This is a genomic window from Rathayibacter sp. Leaf248, from assembly GCF_920939495.1.
Lineage (GTDB): Bacteria > Actinomycetota > Actinomycetes > Actinomycetales > Microbacteriaceae > Rathayibacter > Rathayibacter caricis.
In genome coordinates this window covers 578,140-601,537 of sequence record NZ_CAKLAV010000002.1, presented here as the reverse complement: position 1 = coordinate 601,537, position 23,398 = coordinate 578,140, and the positions used below count along the sequence as shown (strand labels likewise).

Genomic DNA, 23,398 nt, shown 5'->3' with positions numbered 1-23,398 from the left:
TCAGAGCCCCGCGTCGACCGCGTCGGCCAGACGGCGGGTCACCGCGCGCAGCTCGAGCTCCGCACCGCGGAGCCGCTCCTCGATCTCGGCCGCGCCACGCTCGCTCGCATCGTGGCGTCGAGCCTGCTCCTCGGCCGCCTCGTCCGCCGAGCTCCGCGCCTCGGCGAGAGCACTGCCGAGATCGTCGGAGGAGGCCCGCAGCGCCGCGAGCTCGTCGCGGAGCCCGCCGAGCTCGCTCCGGACCGCCACAAGCTCGTCCCGCAGCGCGGCCGTCTCGGCGCGGACCTCCTCGGTGCGCAGGCGCGCCTGCTCGAAGTACGGCGCCACGAGGCGGTGCACGGCCTCGCGCAGGGCGAGTCCGCCCCGGCCGAGCTTCGTCGGCACGGAGCCGGGGGCCTCCCGGTACTGGTCGTCACTGGTCATCGTCGTCGTCCCGTCCGGAGAGCCGGCGGTGGAGCAGATCCATCGCCCGGCGGTCCTTGTCCATGATGGCGGCCTCGAGGCCGGTGTCGGCGGTGCGCTCCGCGAGGTCGCCCGGCCTGGTGCGGCGCACGAGCGAGCGCTCGATCAGCTCGACCGACCGCTCGAACGAGAGCGGACCGCGCGCCGTCGCCCGCCCGCGCCGGCCGAGGGCCTCCAGATCGACCGCTCCCGTGACCACGTCGCGCATCGCGGCGAGCAGGGAGTCGGCCGAGCGGGTGATCTTGAGGCAGTCCACTCCGTCGATCAGGAACTCGGCCACTCCGCTCGTCCCGGTGACGATCGGCACGCAGCCCGCGGCCGCCGCCTCGACGGGAGCGACGCCGAACGCCTCGCCCGACCAGGTCGGGAACAGGAACGCGTCGGCCCGCCCGTGCGCGGCGAGCACCTCCTCGCGCGGGCGGGCGCCGTGGAACTCGACGACGCCGTCGAGTCCCGCCTCGGCGGCCCGGGCGCGGTAGCCCTCGACGTCGCCGTCGCCGTACAGGTCGACCCGGAAGTCGCGCGTCTCAGCGGCCAGCGCCGCGGCCGCCTCGAGCACCAGGTCGACGCCCTTGTGCTCGCCGAGCGACGCGGCGAAGGTGAAGCGCGTGATCCCGCCGTCGCGGTAGGTGCGCTCGGCGCCGGTGTCCGGCGGCACACTCACTCCGCGGCCGATCACCTCCACGTCGCCGAGCGGCCGCCCGCCGGCCTCGATCGCCTCGACCAGGGCCGAGCTGACCGCCACGATCTCGCCGCGCGCGAAGTGCAGCGGATCGTCCGCTCCGTAGACGGCGAGCACCCGCTCGGGCAGTCCGTCGACGAGCTGGTTCGGCACCCGGTCGCCCAGGTTCCACATCCAGCTCGCGTCGACCGCGCGCAGCAGATCGATCAGCGCGAGGCCGCCCAGCCCGTTCAGGTTGAAGGCGACGACGTGCGTCGGAGCGAAGTCGCGCAGCTCCTCGAGCAGGATCCGCGTGTTCTCGAAGCGCGACACGGCGCTCTCGTGGTGCATCAGCTGGGCGATCTCGCCGCCCGTGCGCGGCAGCGGGAAGTACGTGCGCAGGCTCAGCGTGCGGTGCACCTCGACACCGGAGGGCTCGGGCGGGAGGTAGGTGGGCGTGGTCAGGACCCGCACCGTGTGGCCGCGCGCCGCCATCGCCTCGGCGACCCGCGCACAGGTCATCTCGTAGCCGCCGAGCACCTGCGGCGGGTAGAGGTTGCTGAGGAAGAGGAGCCGCAGCGGCGGAGTCTCGGTGGTCATGCGGGGGGCACCTGCCGATCGGGAGTCGCGTCCTCGCGGATCCGGGCGGTGACCGCCTCCGTGTAGCTCGCACGGGCCTGACGGTCGTTGCCGCCGTCCCAGTAGTTCACGAGGTAGAGGCCGGTCTGCTGGGTGCGCGGGACGAAGGGGAACAGCTGAGCACGGGGCTCGATCTGGGCGATGCGGTAGCCGGCGTCGACGGCGCGCACGTGCAGCCAGATGTCGTCGGCGTCGGGAGCGATCTCGCGGAACGCGTCGCCGTGCCGCGCGACCTCCTCCATCAGCGCGCGGGGGAACAGCTGCCCCGAGACGGAGGTGCCGAACACGTCGAAGGACGCGCGGGTGTCGTCGACCGGGCGCCAGCTCGTGTACGGGGCGACCGCTCCGTCGACGAGGCCGACGCGGTGCGCGCGGTAGCAGAGCACCGTCTCGCGCGGGTAGCGGGAGCGGGCGTCGAGCAGGCCCCGCAGCCACGTGCGCGGGTAGACGATGTCGTCGTCCGAGGTGACCAGGTCGCGCTCGCCCGCACGGCCCGAGAGCAGGTGCGGGTAGTACTTGGTGTGCACTCGGTAGCCGTCCACCAGCCGCACCTCGAGGCCCCGACGGCGCAGCCGCTGGAGCGCCGGCGGCAGGTCGGCGGCGAGCGCCGGGTCGTCGAGCCACAGCACCAGCCGAGCGGGTCGGGCGTCGCCGCGGGCGATGGACTCGAGGGCCACGTGCACGCGTCGGATGCGCTCACCGTGCGTGGTCATGGTGACCACGACCTCGCCGTCGGGATCGACGACGGATCGCCGCGAGAAGCGGTTCGCGAGGTCCAGCGCCAGCAGCTCGACCCGGAACGCGAGCGAGGCGGGGTGGTCGATCGGACGCGCGGCGACGACCGCCGCTCGGCGCTCGCGGAGCCCGCGCGGCACGGCCCGGACCCGGCGGGAGAGCGCCAGGAGGCGGGTCCTCGGGCGCACCCTCCGACCCAGCGCGGCGAGCCGGGTGCGAGGTCGTACTCGGCGGCCGAGCGCGGCGAGGGCGGGATGCATCGCTCCAGGATAACGGGAGCCGTCGGCAGGCCCCGGGGCGCTCAGGCCCCGTCGACCACGGCGAACGCGCGCACCGGGAAGGTGCCGAATCCGCTCACCTTCGGCGGCACCGCGGTGAAGCGCGCTCCGGAGGCGGGCAGCTCGCCGAGGCCCGTGAGGTGCTCGACGACGTGCACGCCGGCCCCCAGGAGGAGGGAGTGGGCCGGGCGCGTCCCCGCGCCCTGGGTGTCGTCGATGTTCAGCGAGTCGATGCCGACGAGCACCGCGCCGCCGTCCACGATCGCCCGCGCACCGTCCTCGGTGAGGAACGGAGCGTCGCGCGCGTACTCCGCGGTGGCGAAGTGCGCGTCCCAGCCGGTCGAGAGCAGCACGGCCGCACCGCGCACGTCGAGTCCGGCGAACGCCTCCGGCCCGACGGCCCGATCGCCGCGCGCGGTCACCACGAGCGCCGGGAGGTCGACGAGGGTGGCGAGGTCGAGGCCCGCGAGGTCCGTGCCCCCGTCGTAGCGGTGGAAGGGGCTGTCGAGGTAGGTGCCGGTGTTGCCGATCATCTCGATGACGTCCAGCGCGAACTCCGTGCCCGGGGCGTAGGAGGCGCGCGAGGCCTCGCGGGTCAGGTGCGGCCGGATGCGCGGCACGGGCAGCCCCGGGTAGGTGACGAGGCCGTCCGAGACGGTGTGGCTGAGGTCGACGAAGCGGCGCGGAGAGGAGGTCATGCGCCGATCCTCGCAGTGGCCGGATATCGACGTCGCACTACTTCCTGCCACTCCCCCGCGCCTTCGGGCCACAGGCCGGGCCCCCGGGGTCAGCGCTTGGGCAGCGCCGCCGACAGGTCCGCGATCAGGTCGTCGGCGTCCTCGATGCCCACCGAGAGCCGCACCAGCGACTCCGACACCTCGAGCGGCGTGCCCTTGACCGACGCGTGCGTCATCTCGCTCGGGTAGCCGATCAGCGACTCCACGCCTCCCAGCGACTCGGCGAGCTGGAACAGCTCGGTCGACTCGGCGAACTTCCGCGCGGCGCGGGGCGTCGCGAGCTCGACCGAGAGCATGCCGCCGAACCCCGACATCTGGCGCTTCGCCAGCTCGTGGCCCGGGTGCGTCGGCAGCCCCGGGTAGTGCACGGCCGTGACCGCCGGGTGCTCCGCGAGGAACTCCGCGACCTTCTGCGCGTTGGCCGAGTGCCGCTCCATCCGGATCGCGAGCGTCTTGATGCCGCGCACGGTCAGCCACGCGTCCATCGGGCTCGAGATCGCTCCGACCGCGAACTGCAGGAACCCGATCTTCTCGGCGAGCGGCCCGGAGCGCAGGGCGAGCGCGCCGCCCACGACGTCCGAGTGGCCGCCGAGGTACTTCGTGGTCGAGTGCACGACCACGTCGGCGCCCAGCGCCAGCGGCTGCTGCAGAGCGGAGGAGGCGAAGGTGTTGTCGACGACGACGATCAGGTCGTGCGCGTGGGCCAGGTCGGCCAGCTCCGCGATGTCGCTGATGGTCATCAGCGGGTTCGACGGGGTCTCGACCCACAGCATCTTCGTCTCGCCGGGGACGATCGCGCGCTGCACCTCGCGCAGGTTCGACATGTCGACGGCGGTGTTGCGGATGCCCCACCCGGCGTGCACGCGGTCGATCAGCCGGTGGCTCCCGCCGTACGCGTCGTTGCCGAGTACGATGTGGTCGCCCGGGGCGAGCGCGGCGCGGATCAGGGTGTCCTCGGCCGCGAGGCCCGACGCGAAGGAGTAGGCGACGTCGGCGCCCTCGATCGAGGCGATGAGCTCCTGCAGGGAGTCGCGCGTCGGGTTCGCCGAGCGGGCGTACTCGTAGCCGCCGCGGAACCCTCCGATGCCGTCCTGGACGAAGGTCGACGTCATGTAGACGGGCGGCACGACGGCGCCGGTGGTGGGGTCGAACTCCTGTCCGGCGTGGATGGCGCGGGTGTCGAAGTGCTGCTTCTTGGGCATGAGCGTGCTTTCCGGGTCGAGAGGAGTCGGGGAGGGGGGTGCGCCGGTCACGCGCTGGCGAACGACAGGAGGTCCTGCCGCGTGATGACCGCGACGGGCTTGCCCTCGTCGGTGACGAGGAGGGCGCTGCGATCGGTGAGCGCGGCCCGGGCGGCCGAGACGCTCTCGCCGAGGCCGATCAGGGTCAGCGGGTCGCCGGCGGAGGGGCCGAGCGGGTCGGTCATCGAGGCGGCGCCGCTGAAGACGCGGTCGAGCAGCTCGCGCTCGTCGACCGCTCCGACGACCTCGCCCATCACGACGGGCGGCTCGGCCGAGAGCACCGGCAGCTGCGAGACGCCGTACGTCGTCATGATCTCGATCGCATCGCGCACGGTGTCGCTCGGATGCGCGTGCACGAGGTCGGGCAGCTCGCCGGTCTGCGGATTCGCGGCGCGGGCGCGCAGGACGTCGCGGACGGTGCTCTCCTCGCGGTGCTCGAGGAACCCGTAGGAGCGCATCCACCGGTCGTTGAAGATCTTGCCGAGGTAGCCGCGGCCGCCGTCGGGCAGCAGCACGACGACCACGTCGTCGGGGCCGAGGTCGGCGGCCGCCTTGAGCGCGACCGACACGGCCAGTCCGCTCGAGCCGCCCACGAGCAGCCCCTCCTCGCGGGCGAGCCGGCGGGTCATCGCGAACGACTCGGCGTCGCTGGAGGCGATGATGCCGTCGACCACGCTCGGGTCGTAAGCACTGGGCCAGAAGTCCTCGCCGACGCCCTCGGTGAGGTAGGGACGCCCGCCGCCGCCCGAATAGACCGAGCCCTCGGGGTCGGCGCCGATGATCTGCACGCGGCCGTCCGACACCTCCTTGAGGTACCGGCCGGTGCCGCTGATGGTGCCGCCCGTGCCCACTCCGGCGACGAAGTGGGTGATGCGACCGGCGGTGTCGCGCCAGATCTCGGGGCCGGTGGTCTCGTAGTGGCTGAGCGGCCCGTTGAGGTTCGCGTACTGGTTGGGCTTGAAGGCGCCGGGGATCTCGCGGGCGAGGCGGTCCGAGACGGAGTAGTAGGAGTCGGGGTCGTCCGGCTCGACGGCCGTCGGAGTGACGACGATCTCGGCCCCGTAGGCCGTGAGCACGTTGCGCTTGTCCTCCCCGACCTTGTCGGGCAGCACGAAGACGCAGCGGTACCCGCGCTGCTGGGCGACGAGCGCCAGGCCGACACCGGTGTTGCCGCTCGTGGGCTCGACGATCGTGCCGCCGGGCTTCAGCAGGCCGTCGCGCTCGGCCGCGTCGATGATGCGGGTGGCGATGCGGTCCTTCGAGGACCCGCCGGGGTTGAGGTACTCCACCTTCACGAGCACGGTGGCCCGCACTCCGGACGCGACCGGTCCGAGCTTCACGAGGGGGGTGTCCCCGATGAGGTCCAGCACCGAGTCGGCGTAGGCCATCCCGGTCTCCGGGCGTGCTGGCAGGGCTCGATCGAGGGTCATGGGAAAAGCGTAGCAACCGCTGTTCGGCATGTGACGGGAGCCCCTGAACCGCCGCCGGGAACCCGCGCGAGCCCCGTGACGCGGGTGCTCGTGCTGCCCTATCGTGGGGGTCCGCGGCCGTCTCGACGCCCGCTCGAGACGCCCCCCGAGACGCGCGGAACGGACCAGCATGACCACTCCGATCGCCGCCGTTCCGCGGCACGGCACCGACGGCCGGCTCCTGCGCCTGCTCGGACCCGCCATGGTCGCCGGAGTCGCCTACCTCGATCCCGGCAACGTCGCCAGCAACATGACGGCCGGCGCCCGCTTCGGCTATCTGCTCGTCTGGGTGGTGGTCCTGGGCAACCTGATGGCGTGGCTGATCCAGTACCTCTCGGCCAAGCTCGGCCTGATGACCGGCCGCAGCCTCCCCGAGCTGCTCGGCGACCGGCTCCGCGGCCGCTGGGGCCGCCGGGCCTACTGGGTGCAGGCCGAGGTCGTCGCGATGGCGACCGACCTGGCCGAGGTGATCGGCGGCGCGATCGCGCTGAACCTGCTGTTCGGGCTGCCGCTGCTCGCCGGCGGCCTGGTGACCGGCGCGGTGTCGCTCGCGCTCCTGCTCATCCAGACCCGCGGAGGCGCGCGGCCGTTCGAGCGCGTCATCACGGCGCTCATGGTCGTCATCGCCGTCGGCTTCACGATCGGGGTCGTCGTCGATCCGCCCGACGCCGGCTCGGCCGTCGTGGGGCTCGTGCCGCGCTTCGAGGGCTCGGAGTCGGTGCTGCTCGCCGCGTCGATCCTCGGCGCGACCGTCATGCCGCACGCCATCTACGCCCACTCGGCCCTCGCCCGCGATCGCTTCGGCCGGGTCGACGGTGTCGGCGCCCGCCGGAGGATCCTCACCGCCACCCGGATCGACGTCACCGTCGCGCTCGCGATCGCCGGCACCGTGAACCTCGCGATCCTCCTCCTCGCCGCCCACTCGCTCGCGGGCGTCGCCGGCACCGACAGCCTCGAGGGCGCGCACGCGGCCATCGGATCGGCGCTGGGCCCCGTCATCGCGACCCTGTTCGCGGTCGGCCTCCTCGCCTCCGGGCTCGCCTCGACGTCGGTCGGCGCCTACGCCGGAGCCGAGATCATGCACGGACTGCTGCACGTGCGGGTGCCGCTCGTCACCCGGCGGCTCGTGACGCTGATCCCGGCGCTCGTCGTGCTCGCCGTGGGCTTCGACCCGACCCGCGCGCTCGTGCTCAGCCAGGTGGTGCTGTCGTTCGGCATCCCGTTCGCCCTGGTGCCGCTGGTGATCCTCACCCGCGACCGCCGCCTGATGGGCGATCAGGCCAACCGCTGGTTCACGACGCTCGGGGCGGTGCTCGCAGCGGTGTTCCTCATCGTGCTCAACGCACTGCTGCTCTGGCTCACCTTCGCGGGCTGACCCTCCCGGCCGAACCCGGTGGCGATCGCGTTGATCCGATCCGGAGCCTCTCTCGTTATCCTCTGAGAGCGCCTCTCAGGGCGCCTGCGCCGCGCGACGGCGCGACCGCCCCCCGATGGAACGAGAGAACGCCGCCGTGCCCAAAGACACGATGTCCGCCAAGAACCGCGCCCGCCAGGAGAAGGTCGAGGCCTACAAGCGCGAGCAGGCCCGCAAGAAGAAGAGCGGCCGCATCTGGATCGTCTCGCTCTCGGCCCTCGCGATCCTCGCCATCGGCGGCATCGTGGCCGTCACCGTGATCGGCAACCAGCAGATCGTCGAGGCGCGCAACATCGACGGCCTGCAGACCTTCGAGAACGACGCCGACCACGTCACCGGCGCCGTCGAGTACCCGCAGACTCCCCCGGCGGGAGGCCCGCACAACGCCGTCTGGATGAACTGCGGCGTCTACGACCAGCCCGTCCCGAACGAGAACGCGGTGCACGACCTCGAGCACGGCGCCGTGTGGGCGACCTACGACCCCTCCCTCCCCCAGAGCGAGGTCGACTCGCTGATCGCGGCGCTGCCCGACACCTACACCGTCGTCTCGCCGTACGAGGGCCTCGAGTCGCCGATCGTGCTCAGCGCCTGGGACGCCCAGGTCGCGATCGACTCGCCCGAGGACCCGCGCATCGACGCCTTCGTCGAGCGCTTCTGGCAGGCGTCGACCGCCCCCGAGCCCGGAGCGCCCTGCACCGGGGGCATCGACGCCCCCGGCAAGCAGTGATGGCGGCGGGCAGCACCCGAGGCCGCGTCCTCGTCGCCGCGGTCGCCGTCGTCGCCCTCCTCCTGGGCGTCGCCGGCGGCTACGTCGTCGGCGCGCTCGCACCGTTCGCGCCGACGGCGACCCCGTCCTCGACGAGCGCCGAGGCCGGATTCGCCCGCGACATGCAGGTGCACCACCTCCAGGGCGCCGAACTGGCGCTGATCGCGCACGAGCGCAGCACCGACGGCGAGGTCCTGACGATCTCGACCGACATCCTGCTCACGCAGCAGCAGCAGGCCGGCCAGCTCTTCGGCTGGCTCGTCTCGTGGGACCTGCCCCAGGCCTCCCCCGAGCCGTCGATGACCTGGATGGGCCGGCCGACCCTCGAGGGTGCCGCCGACGAGCACTCGTCGATGGGCATGGGCACCGAGGAGGGCGTCGTGCCCTCGAGCATGCCCGGCCTCGCGACCCCCGATCAGATCCGCGCGCTCACCGCGTCGTCCGGCCCCGACCTCGACCGCATGTTCCTCGAGCTGATGATTGCGCACCACCGCGGAGCGATCGACATGGCCGAGGCGCTGCTCGCGCGCAGCCGCGACCGCGTCGCGACCGACTTCGCCACCTCCGTCGTGAAGGCGCAGGAGGCCGAGATCTCGCTGATGGAGCAGATGCTCGAGGCCCGCCCGGCCGCCTGACGCCGGCTCCCGGCCTCAGGCGGTGACCGACGACTCGGCCTGCTGGGCGTAGAGGGAGGCGTAGAGCCCGTCGAGCGCGAGCAGCTCCCGGTGCGTCCCCGACTCGACGATGCGGCCCGCGGCGACCACGTGGATGACGTCGGCCGAGACGACCGTCGAGAGGCGGTGGGCGATCGCGATGGTCGTCCGGCCGCGCGACGCGTCGTCGAGGGCGGCCTGCACGATCCGCTCCGAGACGGTGTCGAGGGCGCTCGTCGCCTCGTCGAGGATGAGGACGGCCGGGTCCTTCAGCAGGACGCGCGCGATGGCGAGCCGCTGCTTCTCGCCGCCCGAGAGGCGGTAGCCGCGCTCGCCCACGAGGGTGTCGTAGCCGCCGGGGAACGAGACGATCGTGTCGTGGATGTTGGCGGCGCGAGCAGCCGACTCGAGCTCCTCCTGCGTCGCGTCGGGGCGGGCGTAGCGCAGATTGTCGCCGATCGTCGCGTGGAAGAGGTACGTCTCCTGGCTGACGATGCCGATGTGCGAGACGAGCGACTCCTGGCGCAGCTCGCGCACGTCGGTGCCGGCGAAGCGCACCGCGCCGCCGGTCACGTCGTACAGGCGGGGCACGAGGTACGAGATCGTCGTCTTGCCCGCTCCGGAGGGGCCGACGAACGCGACGAACTGGCCCGGGGCGATCGAGACGGAGACGTGGTCGAGGGTCGGCCGCACCTCCTCGCTCTGATCGGGGTAGCGGAACACGACGTCGTCGAGCTCGACGCGACCGAGCTCCCCATCGACGACGCGGGCGTCCGCGCGGTCGGTGATCGCGGGCCGCAGGTCGAGGTACTCGAAGATGCGGGCGAAGAGCGCACCGGCCGTCTGCAGGTCGAGGGCGACCCGCATGAGTCCCAGGAGCGGCCACATGAGCCGGGCCTGCACGGTCGTGAACGCGACGACCGTGCCCGCGGTGACCGTGGTGCCGCCGAGGATCAGCCACGCGGCGGCGAGGTAGACGACCACGGGGATCACCGAGAGGAAGATCTGCACCGTCGCGAAGAACCACTGGCCGGACATCTGCTGGCGCACCTGCAGATCGATCTGCCGGCCGTTCTCGTCGGCGTAGCGCGACACCTCCGACTCCTGCCGCCCGAAGCTCTTCGCCAGCAGGATGCCGGAGACGCTCAGCGTCTCCTGGGTGATCGCGGTCATCTCGGACAGCGATTCCTGCGTCTTCGTCGCGATGCGCGCGCGCACCTGGCCGACGCGGCGCTGAGCGACGACGAGGACGGGCATGAGCACGAGCGCGACGATCGTCATCTGCCACGACAGCAGCAGCATCGCCACGACGGCCGCGATCACGGTGACCGTGTTGCCGAGCACGCTCGACACCGTGTTGGTCAGCACGGAGGCGACCCCGCCGACGTCGTTCGCGAGACGCGACTGGATCACTCCGGTGCGCGTGCGTGTGAAGAAGCCGAGCTCCATCGCCTGCAGGTGGCGGAAGAGGCGGATGCGCAGCTCGCCCATCACGGAGTTGCCCACCGTGGCGGTCAGCAGCGTCTGCCAGACGCCGAGGACCGCCGACAGCACCCAGACCAGCACCATGATGCCGACGAGCTCGAGCAGGACCGGGAGGTCCGGAGTGCCGTCGGGCGGGAACAGGCCGCGATCGAAGGCGAGCTGGGTGAGCAGCGGCGGCACGACCGTGAGGGCGGCGCCGACGAGGACGAGCACGACCGTGAGCGTCAGCTTGGCGCGGTGCGCGCGGAACAGATCCGCGATGCGCCGCAGCAGGTGCTCGACCCGCGGGGCCTCCTCGTTCTGCCGCCGCTGGCTGTCGGGATCGCTGCTCGAGATCCTCCCGCGCACCGCTCCCGGGCGCATGCCGCCGCTCGCCGCCACGTCGCCCATCCTGCTCATCGCTCGACCATAACCCCGGCCGCCGACACCTTCTCCCGCTTCCGCCCAGGGCGGATCCGTGCTTGCGGCTGCGCCTGAACTGCGCGGAACGCCGAACGGCCCGGGGCCCCTGCTGAGCAGGAGTCCCGGGCCGTTCGAGGGTGAGGGGATCAGCCCTTCGTCGCGCCGGCGAGCAGGCCGCGGACGAAGAACCGCTGGAGGGCGAAGAACACGATCAGCGGCACGATGATCGAGATGAACGCGCCCGCCGTGAGCAGCTCCCACGACTGCCCGTAGGAGCCCGAGAGGTCCTGCAGCGCCTTCGTGATCGGCAGCCCCTGCCCGGAGGTGAAGACGGTCGCGACCAGCAGGTCGTTCCACACCCACAGGAACTGGAAGATGCCGAAGGAGGCGATCGCCGGCACCGAGAGCGGCAGGACGATGCGGAAGAAGATCTGGCCGTGGCCGGCTCCGTCCACGCGCGCCGCCTCGATGACCTCGCCGGGGATCTCCGAGATGAAGTTGTGCAGCATGAAGATCGCGAGCGGCAACGCGAAGATCGTGTGCGCGATCCACACCTTCGCGTACGAGCCGTCCAACCCGTTCACCCCGAGCCCGGGGAGGATGTAGAGGTTGCCGATGCGCAGTCCGTCCGAGAACAGCTGCAGCAGCGGCACGAGCGCCATCTGGATCGGCACGATCTGGAGCGAGAACACGAGCACGAAGAGCGTGTTGCGGCCCTTGAAGTCGATCCAGGCGAACGCGTAGGCCGCGAGGCTCGCGATCGTGATCGGGATCAGCGCCGCGGGCAGCGTGATGACGAGCGAGTTCACGAACGCCTTGCCCAGCGTCAGGCTGTCGCCCGAGTTGATGGCGTTCGCGTAGTTGTCGAGCGTGAAGCCGGGGTTGGCGAAGATCGTCCACCAGCCGGTCGTCTTGATGTCGTTCGCGGGGCGGAACGACGAGATGAACAGCCCCAGGGTCGGGATCGTCCAGATCGCCGCGATGATCGCGGCCGCGAGGGTCGCTCCGCGCGAGGTGGTCGCCTTGCGGACCTTGCCGCTGGCCGTCTCGATCTTCGACTCCCCGCGGGCGAGGCGCCGTTCGGTGGTGCGGTCGACCGGGACCTGGATCGGAGTGGGCGTGACGCTCATCGGATCTCCCTCTGCTTGGCGAGCTGGCGGGCGTTGTAGACGACGATCGGCAGCACGAGCAGGAACAGGATGACCGCGAGGGCCGCGCTGTAGCCGCTGCGGGCTCCGAGCTGGAACTGGCGCACCATCTCGAAGGCCAGGACCGTCGTGTCGGAGCGGCCGCCGGTCATCGCCGAGACGATGTCGAAGACCTTGAGGGACGCGATCGAGATGGTCGTCAGGACCACGACGATCGAGGAGCGGATGCCCGGCACCGTGACGTTCCAGAACGACTGCCAGGCATTGGTGCCATCGAGCGACGCCGCTTCGAGCTGCTCGGACGGCACGCCCTTGATGGCGGCGGAGAGCACCGTCATCGCGAAGCCGGCCTGCGTCCAGATGAGCACGACGACCAGGAAGAGCGTGTTCCACGGCTCCAGGCCCAGCCAGTCGACCGGAGTGGCGCCGAACGCGGTCAGGATGCCGTTGAGCACACCGATCTGCTCGCCCTGGCGCACGTCGTAGAAGAACTTGAAGATGATCGAGGCGCCGACGAACGAGATCGCCATCGGCATGAAGACCAGCAGCTTGAAGAACTTCTCGCCGCGGCTCTTGTCGATGAACACGGCGTAGGCGAGGCCGATGGCCGTCGCGGTGATCGGGGCGAGGAGCACCCAGACCACGGTGTTCAAGAACGCCGTCACGCCGTCGGGGCTGGTGAAGACCCAGATGAAGTTGTCGAGCCCGGCGAAGCCGGATCCGTCGTTCTTCATGAACGCGTTCAGCGCCGTCGTGATCGTCGGGTAGATCAGGCCGATCAGGATGAAGAACGCGGCCGGAGCCATGAACGCGACCAGCTGGAGCCCGTAGCCCGCGCCTTTGCGGGACCGGAAGTCGAGCAGGAACAGGATCCCGCCCAGCACCGCGGCGACGACCGCGACCCACATGACCGAGTTGTAGAGGCCGAACGCGAGGAGCAGCACGACCGGCAGGAGCACGGTGACCGCGAGACGCAGGACCGTGTAGCCGGTGCCGCGCCGGGGCGCGATCTCGACGAAGAACAGGATGATCGCGACGACTGCCGCGAACGCGAGGAGGATGATCGGGATCTGCGCGAGCGGGGGGATGCTCGCCAGCCACTGGAAGAATGCGGACATGGACGCCCTTTCGAGTGCGACTCTGAACTCAGGTGAAGCCTAGCGACGACGAGGGCCGCCGCCCAGGGAGCGGCGGCCCTCGTCGTCGTTGCCGCTAGGAGGTGTATCCGGCCTGGATCTCCTCGAGGACCTGATCGGTGCTCGAGCCGTCGATCCAGTCGACCATGCCCTTCCAGAAGCTGTCGGCACCCACGGACTTCGGCATGAGGTCCGAGCCGTCGAAGCGGAACGTGGTGTCCTCGCTCTGCAGGATGGCGATCGAGTCCTTCAGGATCTCGCTGCCCGCGTTCTCGGCGTCGAGTCCCTTGTTGGCCGAGATGACTCCGCCGAGCGCGACGCGGCTGTTGGCCCAGTCGGCGCTGGCCAGGTACTCCTGGACCTTCGCGGTGTCCTCGTCGTTCGAGAACGCGGCGACCATCTCGCCACCACCGGTGACGGCCTGCGGGTCGTCGGCCGAGGTCGGCGGGGTGAGGAAGGCCCAGACGTCGCCGTCCTCGGACACGTCGGCGCCGGCCGAGATCAGGAAGCCCTCGAAGAAGGAGGCCTGGTGGGTCAGCGCGCAGGTGCCGTTGGCGATGTTCTGCGCGACGTCGCCGAACGCGGTCGAGTTGATCGACGAGACGTCGCCGTAGCCCGCGTTGACGAGCGTCGGATCGAGCAGGATCGAGCCGACCGAGTCGAACGCCGCCTTGATCTCGGGGTCGGTGAACGGGGTGTCGCCCGCGACCCAGGAGTCGTACACGTCGGGGCCGGCCTCGCGGAGGACGGCGTCCTCGATCCAGTCGGTGCCGGGCCAGCCCGACGCCTCACCGGAGTTGAAGCCCGCGCACCAGGACGGTCCGCCGGTCTTCTCGGCGATCGTCTTGCCGAGCGCCTCCATCTCGTCCCACGTGGTGGGAACGGAGACGCCCCACTCGGCGAACTTGGCCGGCGAGTACCAGATGTAGCCCTTGACGCTCGCCATGAGCGGCGCGCCGTACTGGGTGCCGTCGACCTGGCCGTACTTCTGCCAGTCCTCGGACCAGTTGTTCTGCACCTCGGTCAGGGCGCCCTCGGGCAGCTCCTGGACCTTGCCGGAGGCGACGGTGTCGGCGAGCAGTCCCGGCTGGGGGAAGATCGCGAGGTCGGGGGTGTCGCCACCCTGGACCTTGATGCCGATCTGCTTCTCGAACTCCTTGTCGCCGGTGTACTTGATGTCGATGCCCGACTCCTCCTCCCAGTCCGCCCAGGACTGCTCGAGGAGGGTGGCCTCGTCACCGTTGATGGTGCCGTAGACGTTGACGACGCCGTCGGCCGTGCCGACGGAGTTGCCGGTGCCGCCACCGGCGTTCGGGTCGTTGGGGTCGCTGGCGCCGGAACAGCCGGCGAGCGCGATTCCGGCGGCCGCGAGAACGGCGACCGGAAGGGTGATACGGCGGTGCAGGGATGACCGCATGGTTCCTCCTCATTGAGTGGTGGTTCAGCCGAGGGCGAGGCCCGTCAGACTCGAGTGCCGCAGGGAGGTCCTCCGTGCGGATCACCGGTTTCACGTGGGCAGGGCTCCCACGGAGGGAAACCTTTCCACAACTTCGATGAAACCACAACGCCCACGATAGAGCGCTCTCTCAGATAACGATTCTGCGTCGAACCGCGGATCGCGCCGCGGAACGACGGCGTACGGCGCTGGCGCGGAATGGTGACGACCCCGCGGAAGGGGTATAACTTCCTGGAACCGTTTCCAGCATCGACGCCGGACGGGACGGGAGGTACGCCGTGACGGGCATCGAAGAGGTCGCCGAGCTCGCCGGGGTCTCGAAGGCGACGGTCTCGCGTGCCCTGAGCGGTCGCGGCTACGTCTCGGCGGGGACGAAGCAGCGCGTCGAGAAGGCCGCCGCGAGCCTGGGCTACGTGGTCTCGGCGAACGCCTCGAGCCTGGTCACCGGGCGCAGCAACAACGTCGCGGTGATCATCCCGGTGATCAACCAGTGGTTCTTCGGCGGCATCATCGACGGCATCGAGCACGCCCTCCTCGCGGCCGGCTACGACCTGCTGCTCTACAACATCGACAAGCACCGCGACGCCCGGCGCAGCGTCTTCGAGTACTACCTCGTGCGCAAGCGCGTCGACGCGATCGTCGCCGTGACCCTCGAGATCTCGCCCGGCGAGACGGAGGCGCTCCTCGCGCTCGGGAAGCCCGTGGTCGGCATCGGCGGCGAGCTCCCCGGCATCCCCACCTTCAGCATCGACGACGTCGCGGCCGCGCGGCTCGCGACCGAGCACCTGCTCTCGCTCGGGCACGAGCGCATCGTGCACATCGGCGGCCTGGCGGAGGAGGAGATGGACTTCCGCGTGCACACCAAGCGCCTCGTGGGCTTCCGCCAGGCCCTCGAGGCGGCGTCGCTCGAGTTCGACGAGAGCACCTTCGCCCCCACCACCTTCGACATCCCCGGCGGCCACCGCGCCGGGCGCCAGGTGCTGGGCGACCCGCGCACACGCCCCACCGCGATCTTCGCCGCCTCCGACGAGATCGCCATCGGCATCGTGCTGGCCGCGCGGGAGCTCGGGCTGTCGATCCCGGAGGACGTCTCGATCATCGGCATCGACGACCATCCGCTCGCCGACCTCTTCGGGTTGACCTCGATCCGCCAGGACCCGCGGCAGCAGGGCGAGCTGGCCGTCGAGCTGATCCTCGAGGCCCTGGCCGCGCTGGGCCGAGGAGAGTCCCCTCCCCCGGCCCGCCACACCACGATCCCGGCGTCGCTCGTGATCCGCACCAGCACCTCGGCGCCGCGAGGGGCCCGGATCGGAGCGTGAGGGCCCGGATCGGAGCGTGAGGGGCAGAATCGGAGCATGAGCGACTCCGACTCCCCCGCAGTCCGCGACGTCCCCGAGCGATCGCGCTTCGAGATCTCGGTCGGAGGCGAGACGGCGGGCTACGCCGCGTACTCCCTCCGCGGCGACCGCGTCGTCTTCACCCACACCGTCGTCGAGGACGCCTGGGAGGGCCACGGCCTCGGCAGCGCCCTCGCCCGCGCAGCGGTTGCCGCCGTGACGGAGGCGGGTGGCACGGTCGTCCCCCGCTGCCCGTTCATCGCCGCGTGGCTCCGCAAGCACTCCGAGGTGCAGGCCTGCGTGGAGTGGCCCGAGGACTGAGTCCCGGTCAGGCCGGCGGGCGGGCGTCGGCGCCGATCTGCTGCAGCGCCCACGAGTTGCCGTCCGGATCGGCGAAGTACGCGTAGAGCACGCCACCCATGTCGTGCACCTCACTGACGTCGAGCCCTCGGGACACCAGCTCGGCGCGGACCTGGGCGAGGTCGTCCACGACGAGGTGGAGGTTGCGGACCACGCCGTCCGCCGGGTCCAGGCCCATGCCGGTGCCGAGGACGACCGAGCAGGCCGAGCCGGGCGGAGTCAGCTGCACGATGCGCATCCCCTCGGTCGGGCGGACGTCGTGGTCGACCTCGAACCCGACGACGCCGCTGTAGAACGCCACCGCCCGATCGACATCGGCGACGGGCAGGGGGACGAGCTCGAGTCGCATGCGCACGCCCCCAGTGTGGCGCGCGTCCGCGCGTCAGAACAGGGCGAGCGGAGCACTTCCCCGAGGCGCGAGGCCGGTGAGCGTGACGGCGGCTCCGCTGAGCGGGGGCGGCACCGCTCCGGCGAGCAGCTCCTGCACCGTCGCACCCCACTCCTCCTCGTCGGCCGAGGCGTCGGCGCGGGCCCGCCGCAGCACGATCGCGGCTCCGCCCGACGCAGGGCGGAGGGCGAGGGACAGTCCGGTCGCGACGAGCCCTGCGCGCCGTGCTCGACGGCACACGCGCGCGAGGCAGGCCTCGACCAGCTCGGACGGCGAGTGGTCAGCTCGGTCGTACCCGGTGGTGGTCCCCTCCGAGCTCAACGTGCGGCGCTCCTCGACCGGGCGGACGACCGCGTCGTCGGTGCCCGTCCGGTAGCCGCGGAGGCGCCGCGCCATCGCCAGCCCGCAGACGCTCGTCAGCTCGCCGTCCGAGACGGCGTCGAGGTCTGCGAGGCGCTCGACCCCGATGACTCGGAGGCGCTCACGGCTCACGGGGCCGACGCCCCAGGCGTCCACGAGCGGCAGCCGTTCGCGGAGGTCCGCCTCCTCGGAGGAGCCGATGAGGACCAGCCCGTCCGGCTTCGCGGCGCGGGACGCGAGCTTCGCGATCAGCTTCGTCGACCCGATGCCGACGCTCACGGGCAGGCCGAGCTCGTCGGCGGCCCTCCGGCGCAGCTCGCGAGCCGCCGCGAGGGCGCTGGACTCGTCCGAGGCGCCGACGTCGAGGAACGCCTCCTCCATCGAGCCGGGTTCGACGGCGCGCGCCGAGGAGGCGAAGAGGTCGAACAGCGCGTCGCTCGCCTCCTCGATCTCGTCGCGCGGCAGATCGACCAGGACGAGCGACGGGCACAGCGCGCGCGCCTCCTGCACCGGCATGCCGCCGCGCACCCCGAGCGCGCGGGCGGGGTAGTTGGCGCTGGCGACGAACACATGCGCGACGGCCGCCATCGGGACCCGCCGCAGATCGGGGCGCCGCCGCATCACGACGGAGGCGAAGAACGCGTCGGCGTCGGCGTGGAGCAGGAAGCGGGTCACGGGGGGACGGTAGCGGGCACGACCGACACCGCCGATCAGGGGCGGGGGCCGACCACCAGGCGCTCGTGCATGATCTCGACGGCGCGCTCGAGGACGCGGCGGTCCTCGGGGGCGAGGTCGGCGAAGATCGGCGTGAGGGCGTCGCCCAGCTGGGAGCGCCAGGCCGCGAGGGCAGCGGCTCCGACGTCGGTGAGCTGGATCTGCCAGGCGCGGGCGTCGGCGGGATCGGCGATGCGGGCGAGCCAGCCGCTGTCGACGAGGTTCTTGACGATCTTGGTCATCGTCGGCTGCGAGACGCGGCTCTGCGAGGCGAGCTCCCCCAGGCGCATCGGGCCCATCGACAGGAGCACCGAGAGCGTGCGCCAGACGGCCTGCGACTCCTGGTTGTCGGTGGCCTGCGCGGCCAAACGGGTGATGCGGTGGGTCACGGAGACGAAGTCGCTCAGCAGTTCGCTGAGCGAGACCTCGCTCGGCGGCACGTCGCGAGCGGGCAGGCCTGCGAGCGGATCAGGAGCGGACACGCACCGATTCTAGAGCCCGGGCGATTCCGGAGCCCGCGAGAACACGGCCACAGGAGCACGGCGCGGGAACGGCGAAGGGCGCCGCCTCCGAGGAGACGGCGCCCTGCGCGCATGCCGACCGGGGTCGGCGCAGTACTACTTGACGGTGACGGTCGCGCCGGCGGCCTCGAGCTGGGCCTTGGCCTTCTCGGCGGTCTCCTTGTTGACGGCCTCGAGGACGGCCTTGGGGGCGCCATCGACAACGGCCTTCGCCTCGCCGAGGCCGAGGCTGGTGAGCGCGCGGACCTCCTTGATGACCTGGATCTTCTTCTCGCCGGCGGCCTCGAGCACGACGTCGAACTCGGTCTGCTCCTCGACCTCTTCGGCGGGAGCGGCCGGGCCGGCGACTCCGGCAGCCGCGACGGGCGCGGCGGCGGTGACCTCGAAGACCTCTTCGAACTTCTTGACGAACTCCGAGAGCTCGATGAGCGTGAGCTCCTTGAAGGCCTCGATGAGCTCGTCCTGCGTGAGCTTTGCCATGATTTTTCTCCTAGTTTTTCTTGTCTACGAACCGCGTGCGCTGTCTCCCGGAGGAAGACGTCAGCTCGCGGACTCCTGCTTCTCGCGCAGCGCCTCGACCGTGCGAACGGCCTTGGACAGCGGGGCGTTGAACAGATATGCGGCACCGAACAGCGAGGCCTTGAAGGCGCCGGCGAGCTTGCCGAGCAGAACTTCGCGGGACTCGAGGTCGGCGAGCTTGCCCACCTCTTCTGCGGTCAGGGGGTTACCGTCGAAGTAACCGCCCTTCACCACGAGCAGAGGGTTTGCCTTGGCGAAGGCACGCAGCGACTTCGCGACGGCGACGGGGTCGCCGTGCACGAACGCGATGGCCGAGGGGCCAGCGAGCTCGTCGTCGAAGGACGAGATACCGGCGTTGTTCGCCGCGATCTTGGTCAGCGTGTTCTTCACCACGGCGTAGGTTGCGTGCTCACTGATGTCCTTGCGCAGCGTCTTCAGCTGCGCAACGGTGAGACCGCGGTACTCGGTCAGCAGAACGGCCGTCGAGCTCTGGAACTTCTCCGTGAGTTCGGCAACCGAGGCTTCCTTGTTCGCCATGGCTACTCCTGTGAATTCTCGTGCCGGTAGCCCGAAGGCACGCAAAGAAAAAAGCTCCGGCGCAAGCGCTCGGAGCTTCGGGAGACGCGATCTCTCGCGTGTCATGATCTCGTTCACACCTGCGCGGGCCATTCGCTTCGCGAATCCTTCGTCCGAGTGGCGATCTCGCGGGGCCGGGGCCCTGCTCGTGCGCACACCGGAAACCGGCGGTCTTTGGCTTCGGAGAGCGTACGACATCCGGACCCAGCGGCGCAAGTCGACGAGGGGGCACCATGGAGGCATGACCGGCCAGAGCCCGACCCCCGCCCGCGACGTCGACGCGGCCATCGCCTCCGTCGAGGCGGAGCTGAGCACGCTCTTCCGCCGGGTGAGGGCGATGACCCGCTCCTACGCCGAGCGGGTGCATCCGGAGCTGACGGCCGCGGGCTACACGACGCTGTCGGCTCTCGAGCGACGCGGGCCGATCTCCTCAGGAGCCCTGGCGGAGCTGCTCGAGACCGACAAGTCGACGCTCAGCCGGCAGATCACCGCCCTCGACCGCCTGGGGCTGCTCTCGCGGGCGCCCGATCCGGCGGACGGGCGCTCGACGATCCTGTCGGTGACGCCCGCGACCGCTGAGCGGCTGCGCGAGCTCCGCGGCTCGGACCAGGCGCAGCTGCACGAGGAGCTGCGCGGCTGGCCCGCCGGCGAGGTGGACCAGCTCGCCCGGCTGCTGCACCGCATCACCGCACTCGAGCTCTGACGCGCGGCGGTTAGCACCGAGCGCGCCTCCGGGCAATGCGCGCGGCGAGGGGCGCGTACTGCGTAGCGTCGGCGGCGATGGACCCTCTCACCTCCTCCCTCCCCCTGCACGCGCCCCTGCCGACGGACGTCGAGGGCGCGCTCGCCTTCGCCCGTGCGCTGGGCTCCGACGCCCCGCAGCCCGGATCCGGCCGCACGGCCGAGCTGCTGGCGCTGCTGACGCGCCTGGCGCGGCACGATCTCGGGGTCGCCCGCACGGTCGAACCCCACCTCGACGCCCTGGCGATCCTGGCCGAGGCGGGCCTCGCTCCGGCCGACGTCGGCGTCGCCGCGACCGCCGCCTGGGGGGTCTTCGCGGCGGAGGGAGGAGAGGAGCCGCTCGTCGCGCGGCCCGACGGCGACGGTTGGCGGCTGGACGGCGTGAAGCCGTGGTGCTCACTGGCCGACCGGCTCGACGCAGCGCTGGTCACGGCGCACGTGGGCGAGGGCTCCGGCGAGCGCCGCCTCTTCGCCGTCGGGCTCCGCGACGGGTCGGCGGTTCCGCTCGAGGGCGCCTGGCACGCACGCGGTCTCGCCGAGATCCCGAGCGGCCCCGTGCGCTTCTCCAGTGCCGTGGCCGTGCCCGTCGGCGAGGCGGGCTGGTACCTCTCGCGTCCCGGGTTCGCCTGGGGCGGCATCGCCGTCGCGGCCTGCTGGTACGGCGGAGCGCGCGGCATCGGCGCCGTCGTCGCGGCGGCCGCCGCACGCCGCGACGACCCGCACCTGCTCGCGCATCTCGGCGCGGTGGACACGGCCCTCGAGGCCGCCCGACGGGCGCTCGCGGAGGCGGCCGCGCTCGTCGACGGCGGAGCGGCGACCGGGTCCGCCGGCGCGCTCCTGGCGAAGCGGACGCGGGCGAGCACGGCGGCGGCCTGCGAGGAGGTCCTCTCGCGCGCGGGCCGCGCGCTCGGACCCGCACCGCTGGCGCTGGACGAGGAGCACTCGAAGCGGGTCGCGGATCTCGCGCTCTACGTGCGGCAGCACCACGCCGAGCGCGACGACGCGGCGCTCGGGCGGGCGGTGCTCGCCTCGGGCGGTTCGACAGCGTGGTGAGCTTCGACGGCCACCTCGAGGGGACGCCGCTCGAGGTGTGGCAGGAGGACGGACGCCGCGACCGGCTCCCCTCCGCCGACGTGCTCGCGGGCGTGCAGCGGGTGCTGGTGGTCGCCGCGCACGCCGACGACGAGACGCTGGGCTGCGCGGCCACGATCGCCCTGGCGCGCCGGCGGCGGCTCGCGGTCGACGTGGTGGTCGTGACCGACGGAGCCGCGTCGCACGGCGAGCCCTCCCCCTCGATCGCGGCCGAGCGCCGGAGCGAGGCGCGGGCCGCGCTCGACCGGCTCGGCGACGGCATCCAACTGGCCTTCCTCGAGGTGCCCGACTCCGCGACCCCCGAGCACCGTGACCGCATCGCGGACGAGGTGCGGCGACGCGCATCCGGACCCGCGGGCACGGTGCTCGTGCTCTCGACGTGGGAGGGCGACGGGCACCGCGACCACCGCGTGGTCGGCGAGGTGTGCGCCGAGGCGGGAGCCGCGTGCGGCCAGCCGGTGCTCGCCGCGCCGATCTGGCTGTGGCACTGGGCGCGGCCGGACGACGCGACGGTGCCGTGGTCGTCCCTCCTGCGCGTCGAGGCCGACGGGGACGCGCGGGCGCGGCGTCGAGCCGCTCTGGGCGAGTACGGGAGCCAGACGCGGCGGGGCGCGGACGGGGCGGCGGCAGTGCTGCATCCGCTCTTCCTCCGCCACTTCCTCGGCGACGACCACCTGCTCCGGGTGGCCGGATAGCGCACCGCGGCCCCGCGGACAAGTGGCCGCCCGCCGCCGTCCGCGTGCCTAGGGTCGAGGGGATGGACGGCCGGACGACCTACTTCGACGAGCTCTACGCGCGGCACGAGGACCCCTGGGGCTACACGAGCCGCTGGTACGAGGAGCGCAAGCGCGCCCTCACGCTCGCGTGCCTGCCCGAGCGGCGCTACGACTCCGCCCTCGAGATCGGCGCATCGATCGGCGTGCTCGCCGAAGCGCTGGCCGAGCGCTGCGACCGCCTGCTCGCGGTGGACGTGTCGGAGGCCGCCGTGGATCGGGCGGCGCGCCGGCTCGCTCCGCTGCCGCACGTGCGCGTCGAGCACCACGACATCGCCGGCGGGGTCCCGGAGGGACCGTTCGACCTGATCGTGCTCTCGGAGGTCGGCTACTACCTCGGGGCGACGACGCTCGAGCGGGTGCTGCGGGGCGTGCGCGACGCGCTCTCCCCCTCCGGTGAGCTCGTGACGGTGCACTGGCGGCACCCCATCGCCGGGCTCGAGCTCGACGGGGACGCCGTGCAGGCCGCCGTCGGACGGCTCGGGCTGCACCGGATCGTGCGGCACGAGGAGGAGGACGTGCTGCTCGAGGTGCACACCCGCGACCCCCGCTCCGTGGCGCGCCGCACGGGCCTGCTGTGAGGGGCGTCGCACACGTGCTCGTCGTCGTGCCCGCGCACGACGAGGAGGAGCGGATCGGCGGACTGATCGCCTCGGTGCAGGCCAGCGCGACGCGGCTGCTCCGCTCGCACCCCGGGCTCGCCGTGCGGCTGCTGATCGCGGCGGACGGCTGCACCGACGCCACGGCCGAGCGGGCGAGGGCAGCCGGCGCCGAGGTGCTCGAGCTCGAGCGCTGCGGAGTCGGCGCGGCGCGCTCGGCGGGAATCGCGCACGCGCTCTCCTCCGCTCCCGCTCCCGTCGAGCGGATCTGGATCGCGAACACGGACGCGGACACGCGGGTGCCGATCGACTGGCTCCTCGCCCACGTGGAGCACGCGCACCGGCACGACGTCCTGGTCGGCACGGTCCGGCCGGATCCGGACGACCTCGAGCCCGCGATGTACGCCCGCTGGCGGCGCACCCGCGAGCGGGAGCAGTCGATCGGGAGCATCCACGGGGCGAACCTCGGGGTGCGCGCGGGCTGCTACCTCCTCGCCGGCGGCTTCGGCGTGGAGCCGCTGCACGAGGACGTGCGCCTGGTCGAGCGGCTGCACGCGATCGGTGCGCGGGTCGGAGCGACCGACCGCGGCGAGGTCGTGACCTCGGGCCGTCGGGACAACCGGGTCGACGGCGGCTACGGCGGCTACCTGCACGAGCGCTTCGCCGGATCCTGCGCCTGAGCGGAACGCGCCGACGCGCTGCGAGCGGGAACGGCCCGGGTACGCCACTGCGCGCA

The 23,398-nt window shown here is 72.1% G+C and carries 25 protein-coding genes; 10 read left to right on the top strand and 15 right to left on the bottom strand.

Annotation, left to right across the window (positions count from 1 at the left end; translation table 11 throughout):
• From LRG51_RS15915 to LRG51_RS15890, 6 genes are all read right to left on the bottom strand, one after another.
• A complete protein-coding gene (locus LRG51_RS15915; protein ID WP_230673598.1) occupies positions 1 to 423 on the bottom strand; it encodes a hypothetical protein in 423 nt (140 codons plus the stop codon).
• Positions 413 to 1,723, bottom strand: coding sequence for a glycosyltransferase family 4 protein (locus tag LRG51_RS15910; RefSeq protein ID WP_230673596.1), 1,311 nt, complete (start codon positions 1,721 to 1,723; stop codon positions 413 to 415). The genes LRG51_RS15915 and LRG51_RS15910 overlap by 11 nt, the downstream gene beginning before the upstream one ends.
• The gene (locus LRG51_RS15905; RefSeq protein WP_230673594.1) at positions 1,720 to 2,757 is read right to left on the bottom strand and encodes a hypothetical protein; all 1,038 of its coding nucleotides are present in this window, start codon (positions 2,755 to 2,757) and stop codon (positions 1,720 to 1,722) included. The genes LRG51_RS15910 and LRG51_RS15905 overlap by 4 nt, the downstream gene beginning before the upstream one ends.
• Positions 2,758 to 2,798: 41 nt before the next feature.
• Entirely contained in the window at positions 2,799 to 3,473 is a 675-nt protein-coding gene (locus LRG51_RS15900; RefSeq protein WP_230673592.1) for a cyclase family protein, read from the bottom strand.
• A gap of 89 nt (positions 3,474 to 3,562) precedes the next feature.
• On the bottom strand, positions 3,563 to 4,714 hold the full coding sequence (locus LRG51_RS15895) for a cystathionine gamma-synthase (RefSeq protein ID WP_107573299.1): 1,152 nt from the start codon (positions 4,712 to 4,714) through the stop codon (positions 3,563 to 3,565).
• Positions 4,715 to 4,761: 47 nt separating this feature from the next.
• Complete coding sequence (locus tag LRG51_RS15890) at positions 4,762 to 6,141, bottom strand: cystathionine beta-synthase (RefSeq protein WP_055791051.1); 1,380 nt, start codon at positions 6,139 to 6,141, stop codon at positions 4,762 to 4,764.
• 211 nt (positions 6,142 to 6,352) lie between these two features.
• On the opposite strand from LRG51_RS15890, the gene LRG51_RS15885 reads away from it, so the two are divergent.
• The 3 genes from LRG51_RS15885 (at position 6,353) to LRG51_RS15875 (ending at position 9,037) form a co-directional block, all read left to right on the top strand.
• Complete coding sequence (locus LRG51_RS15885) at positions 6,353 to 7,597, top strand: Nramp family divalent metal transporter (RefSeq protein WP_230673590.1); 1,245 nt, start codon at positions 6,353 to 6,355, stop codon at positions 7,595 to 7,597.
• Positions 7,598 to 7,733: 136 nt separating this feature from the next.
• Positions 7,734 to 8,363, top strand: a complete 630-nt coding sequence (locus tag LRG51_RS15880; protein WP_230673588.1) for a DUF3105 domain-containing protein — start codon at positions 7,734 to 7,736, stop codon at positions 8,361 to 8,363.
• Positions 8,363 to 9,037, top strand: coding sequence for a DUF305 domain-containing protein (locus LRG51_RS15875; protein WP_230673586.1), 675 nt, complete (start codon positions 8,363 to 8,365; stop codon positions 9,035 to 9,037). Before LRG51_RS15880 ends, LRG51_RS15875 begins: the two co-directional genes overlap by 1 nt.
• 15 nt (positions 9,038 to 9,052) lie before the next feature.
• Here the strand turns inward: LRG51_RS15875 and LRG51_RS15870 are convergent, their stop codons facing one another.
• The 4 genes from LRG51_RS15870 to LRG51_RS15855 all read right to left on the bottom strand — a co-directional run bounded on the left by LRG51_RS15870 (position 9,053) and on the right by LRG51_RS15855 (position 14,643).
• Positions 9,053 to 10,930 carry an ABC transporter ATP-binding protein gene (locus tag LRG51_RS15870; RefSeq protein WP_230674082.1) on the bottom strand — a complete coding sequence of 626 codons (1,878 nt, stop codon included), beginning with the start codon at positions 10,928 to 10,930 and terminating at the stop codon, positions 9,053 to 9,055.
• A gap of 158 nt (positions 10,931 to 11,088) precedes the next feature.
• Positions 11,089 to 12,072, bottom strand: a complete 984-nt coding sequence (locus LRG51_RS15865) for a carbohydrate ABC transporter permease (RefSeq protein ID WP_055791037.1) — start codon at positions 12,070 to 12,072, stop codon at positions 11,089 to 11,091.
• Complete coding sequence (locus LRG51_RS15860; RefSeq protein WP_055791034.1) at positions 12,069 to 13,208, bottom strand: carbohydrate ABC transporter permease; 1,140 nt, start codon at positions 13,206 to 13,208, stop codon at positions 12,069 to 12,071. Before LRG51_RS15860 ends, LRG51_RS15865 begins: the two co-directional genes overlap by 4 nt.
• A 94-nt stretch (positions 13,209 to 13,302) precedes the next feature.
• Complete coding sequence (locus LRG51_RS15855) at positions 13,303 to 14,643, bottom strand: ABC transporter substrate-binding protein (protein ID WP_230673584.1); 1,341 nt, start codon at positions 14,641 to 14,643, stop codon at positions 13,303 to 13,305.
• A gap of 317 nt (positions 14,644 to 14,960) precedes the next feature.
• On the opposite strand from LRG51_RS15855, the gene LRG51_RS15850 reads away from it, so the two are divergent.
• Entirely contained in the window at positions 14,961 to 16,001 is a 1,041-nt protein-coding gene (locus LRG51_RS15850; protein WP_230673582.1) for a LacI family DNA-binding transcriptional regulator, read from the top strand.
• Positions 16,002 to 16,037: 36 nt separating this feature from the next.
• Complete coding sequence (locus LRG51_RS15845) at positions 16,038 to 16,340, top strand: GNAT family N-acetyltransferase (protein WP_230673580.1); 303 nt, start codon at positions 16,038 to 16,040, stop codon at positions 16,338 to 16,340.
• 7 nt (positions 16,341 to 16,347) lie between these two features.
• On the opposite strand, the gene LRG51_RS15840 is transcribed toward LRG51_RS15845, so the two are convergent.
• The 5 genes from LRG51_RS15840 to rplJ all read right to left on the bottom strand — a co-directional run bounded on the left by LRG51_RS15840 (position 16,348) and on the right by rplJ (position 19,418).
• A complete protein-coding gene (locus LRG51_RS15840; RefSeq protein ID WP_230673578.1) occupies positions 16,348 to 16,734 on the bottom strand; it encodes a VOC family protein in 387 nt (128 codons plus the stop codon).
• A 27-nt stretch (positions 16,735 to 16,761) separates the two neighbouring features.
• The gene (locus tag LRG51_RS15835; RefSeq protein WP_230673576.1) at positions 16,762 to 17,802 is read right to left on the bottom strand and encodes a Y-family DNA polymerase; all 1,041 of its coding nucleotides are present in this window, start codon (positions 17,800 to 17,802) and stop codon (positions 16,762 to 16,764) included.
• Positions 17,803 to 17,837: 35 nt separating this feature from the next.
• Positions 17,838 to 18,323 carry a MarR family winged helix-turn-helix transcriptional regulator gene (locus LRG51_RS15830; RefSeq protein ID WP_230673574.1) on the bottom strand — a complete coding sequence of 162 codons (486 nt, stop codon included), beginning with the start codon at positions 18,321 to 18,323 and terminating at the stop codon, positions 17,838 to 17,840.
• A 135-nt stretch (positions 18,324 to 18,458) separates the two neighbouring features.
• A complete protein-coding gene (gene rplL / locus LRG51_RS15825; RefSeq protein WP_055791021.1) occupies positions 18,459 to 18,842 on the bottom strand; it encodes a 50S ribosomal protein L7/L12 in 384 nt (127 codons plus the stop codon).
• A gap of 60 nt (positions 18,843 to 18,902) precedes the next feature.
• Positions 18,903 to 19,418 carry a 50S ribosomal protein L10 gene (gene rplJ / locus LRG51_RS15820; protein WP_055791018.1) on the bottom strand — a complete coding sequence of 172 codons (516 nt, stop codon included), beginning with the start codon at positions 19,416 to 19,418 and terminating at the stop codon, positions 18,903 to 18,905.
• 280 nt (positions 19,419 to 19,698) lie between these two features.
• On the opposite strand from rplJ, the gene LRG51_RS15815 reads away from it, so the two are divergent.
• From LRG51_RS15815 to LRG51_RS15795, 5 genes are all read left to right on the top strand, one after another.
• The gene (locus tag LRG51_RS15815; protein WP_230673572.1) at positions 19,699 to 20,160 is read left to right on the top strand and encodes a MarR family winged helix-turn-helix transcriptional regulator; all 462 of its coding nucleotides are present in this window, start codon (positions 19,699 to 19,701) and stop codon (positions 20,158 to 20,160) included.
• 77 nt (positions 20,161 to 20,237) lie between these two features.
• Positions 20,238 to 21,251: an acyl-CoA dehydrogenase gene (locus tag LRG51_RS15810; RefSeq protein WP_230673571.1), complete on the top strand. Its 1,014-nt coding sequence runs from the start codon at positions 20,238 to 20,240 to the stop codon at positions 21,249 to 21,251.
• The gene (locus LRG51_RS15805; RefSeq protein ID WP_230673569.1) at positions 21,245 to 21,985 is read left to right on the top strand and encodes a PIG-L deacetylase family protein; all 741 of its coding nucleotides are present in this window, start codon (positions 21,245 to 21,247) and stop codon (positions 21,983 to 21,985) included. The genes LRG51_RS15810 and LRG51_RS15805 overlap by 7 nt, the downstream gene beginning before the upstream one ends.
• A 62-nt stretch (positions 21,986 to 22,047) precedes the next feature.
• Positions 22,048 to 22,644: a class I SAM-dependent DNA methyltransferase gene (locus LRG51_RS15800; RefSeq protein ID WP_107573310.1), complete on the top strand. Its 597-nt coding sequence runs from the start codon at positions 22,048 to 22,050 to the stop codon at positions 22,642 to 22,644.
• Positions 22,641 to 23,342 carry a glycosyltransferase gene (locus tag LRG51_RS15795; RefSeq protein ID WP_230673567.1) on the top strand — a complete coding sequence of 234 codons (702 nt, stop codon included), beginning with the start codon at positions 22,641 to 22,643 and terminating at the stop codon, positions 23,340 to 23,342. Before LRG51_RS15800 ends, LRG51_RS15795 begins: the two co-directional genes overlap by 4 nt.
• Positions 23,343 to 23,398: the final 56 nt, after the last annotated feature.

Excerpts from the sequence above, each read along its gene's own strand:
- LRG51_RS15915 (WP_230673598.1), bottom strand. The coding sequence starts at position 423 with ATGACCAGTGACGACCAGTACCGGGAGGCCCCCGGCTCCGTGCCGACG.
- LRG51_RS15910 (WP_230673596.1), bottom strand. The coding sequence starts at position 1,723 with ATGACCACCGAGACTCCGCCGCTGCGGCTCCTCTTCCTCAGCAACCTC.
- LRG51_RS15905 (WP_230673594.1), bottom strand. The coding sequence starts at position 2,757 with ATGCATCCCGCCCTCGCCGCGCTCGGCCGCCGAGTACGACCTCGCACC.
- LRG51_RS15900 (WP_230673592.1), bottom strand. The coding sequence starts at position 3,473 with ATGACCTCCTCTCCGCGCCGCTTCGTCGACCTCAGCCACACCGTCTCG.
- LRG51_RS15895 (WP_107573299.1), bottom strand. The coding sequence starts at position 4,714 with ATGCCCAAGAAGCAGCACTTCGACACCCGCGCCATCCACGCCGGACAG.
- LRG51_RS15890 (WP_055791051.1), bottom strand. The coding sequence starts at position 6,141 with ATGGCCTACGCCGACTCGGTGCTGGACCTCATCGGGGACACCCCCCTC.
- LRG51_RS15885 (WP_230673590.1), top strand. The coding sequence starts at position 6,353 with ATGACCACTCCGATCGCCGCCGTTCCGCGGCACGGCACCGACGGCCGG.
- LRG51_RS15875 (WP_230673586.1), top strand. The coding sequence starts at position 8,363 with ATGGCGGCGGGCAGCACCCGAGGCCGCGTCCTCGTCGCCGCGGTCGCC.
- LRG51_RS15870 (WP_230674082.1), bottom strand. The coding sequence starts at position 10,930 with ATGGGCGACGTGGCGGCGAGCGGCGGCATGCGCCCGGGAGCGGTGCGC.
- LRG51_RS15865 (WP_055791037.1), bottom strand. The coding sequence starts at position 12,072 with ATGAGCGTCACGCCCACTCCGATCCAGGTCCCGGTCGACCGCACCACC.
- LRG51_RS15860 (WP_055791034.1), bottom strand. The coding sequence starts at position 13,208 with ATGTCCGCATTCTTCCAGTGGCTGGCGAGCATCCCCCCGCTCGCGCAG.
- LRG51_RS15855 (WP_230673584.1), bottom strand. The coding sequence starts at position 14,643 with ATGCGGTCATCCCTGCACCGCCGTATCACCCTTCCGGTCGCCGTTCTC.
- LRG51_RS15845 (WP_230673580.1), top strand. The coding sequence starts at position 16,038 with ATGAGCGACTCCGACTCCCCCGCAGTCCGCGACGTCCCCGAGCGATCG.
- rplL (WP_055791021.1), bottom strand. The coding sequence starts at position 18,842 with ATGGCAAAGCTCACGCAGGACGAGCTCATCGAGGCCTTCAAGGAGCTC.
- rplJ (WP_055791018.1), bottom strand. The coding sequence starts at position 19,418 with ATGGCGAACAAGGAAGCCTCGGTTGCCGAACTCACGGAGAAGTTCCAG.
- LRG51_RS15815 (WP_230673572.1), top strand. The coding sequence starts at position 19,699 with ATGACCGGCCAGAGCCCGACCCCCGCCCGCGACGTCGACGCGGCCATC.
- LRG51_RS15810 (WP_230673571.1), top strand. The coding sequence starts at position 20,238 with ATGGACCCTCTCACCTCCTCCCTCCCCCTGCACGCGCCCCTGCCGACG.
- LRG51_RS15800 (WP_107573310.1), top strand. The coding sequence starts at position 22,048 with ATGGACGGCCGGACGACCTACTTCGACGAGCTCTACGCGCGGCACGAG.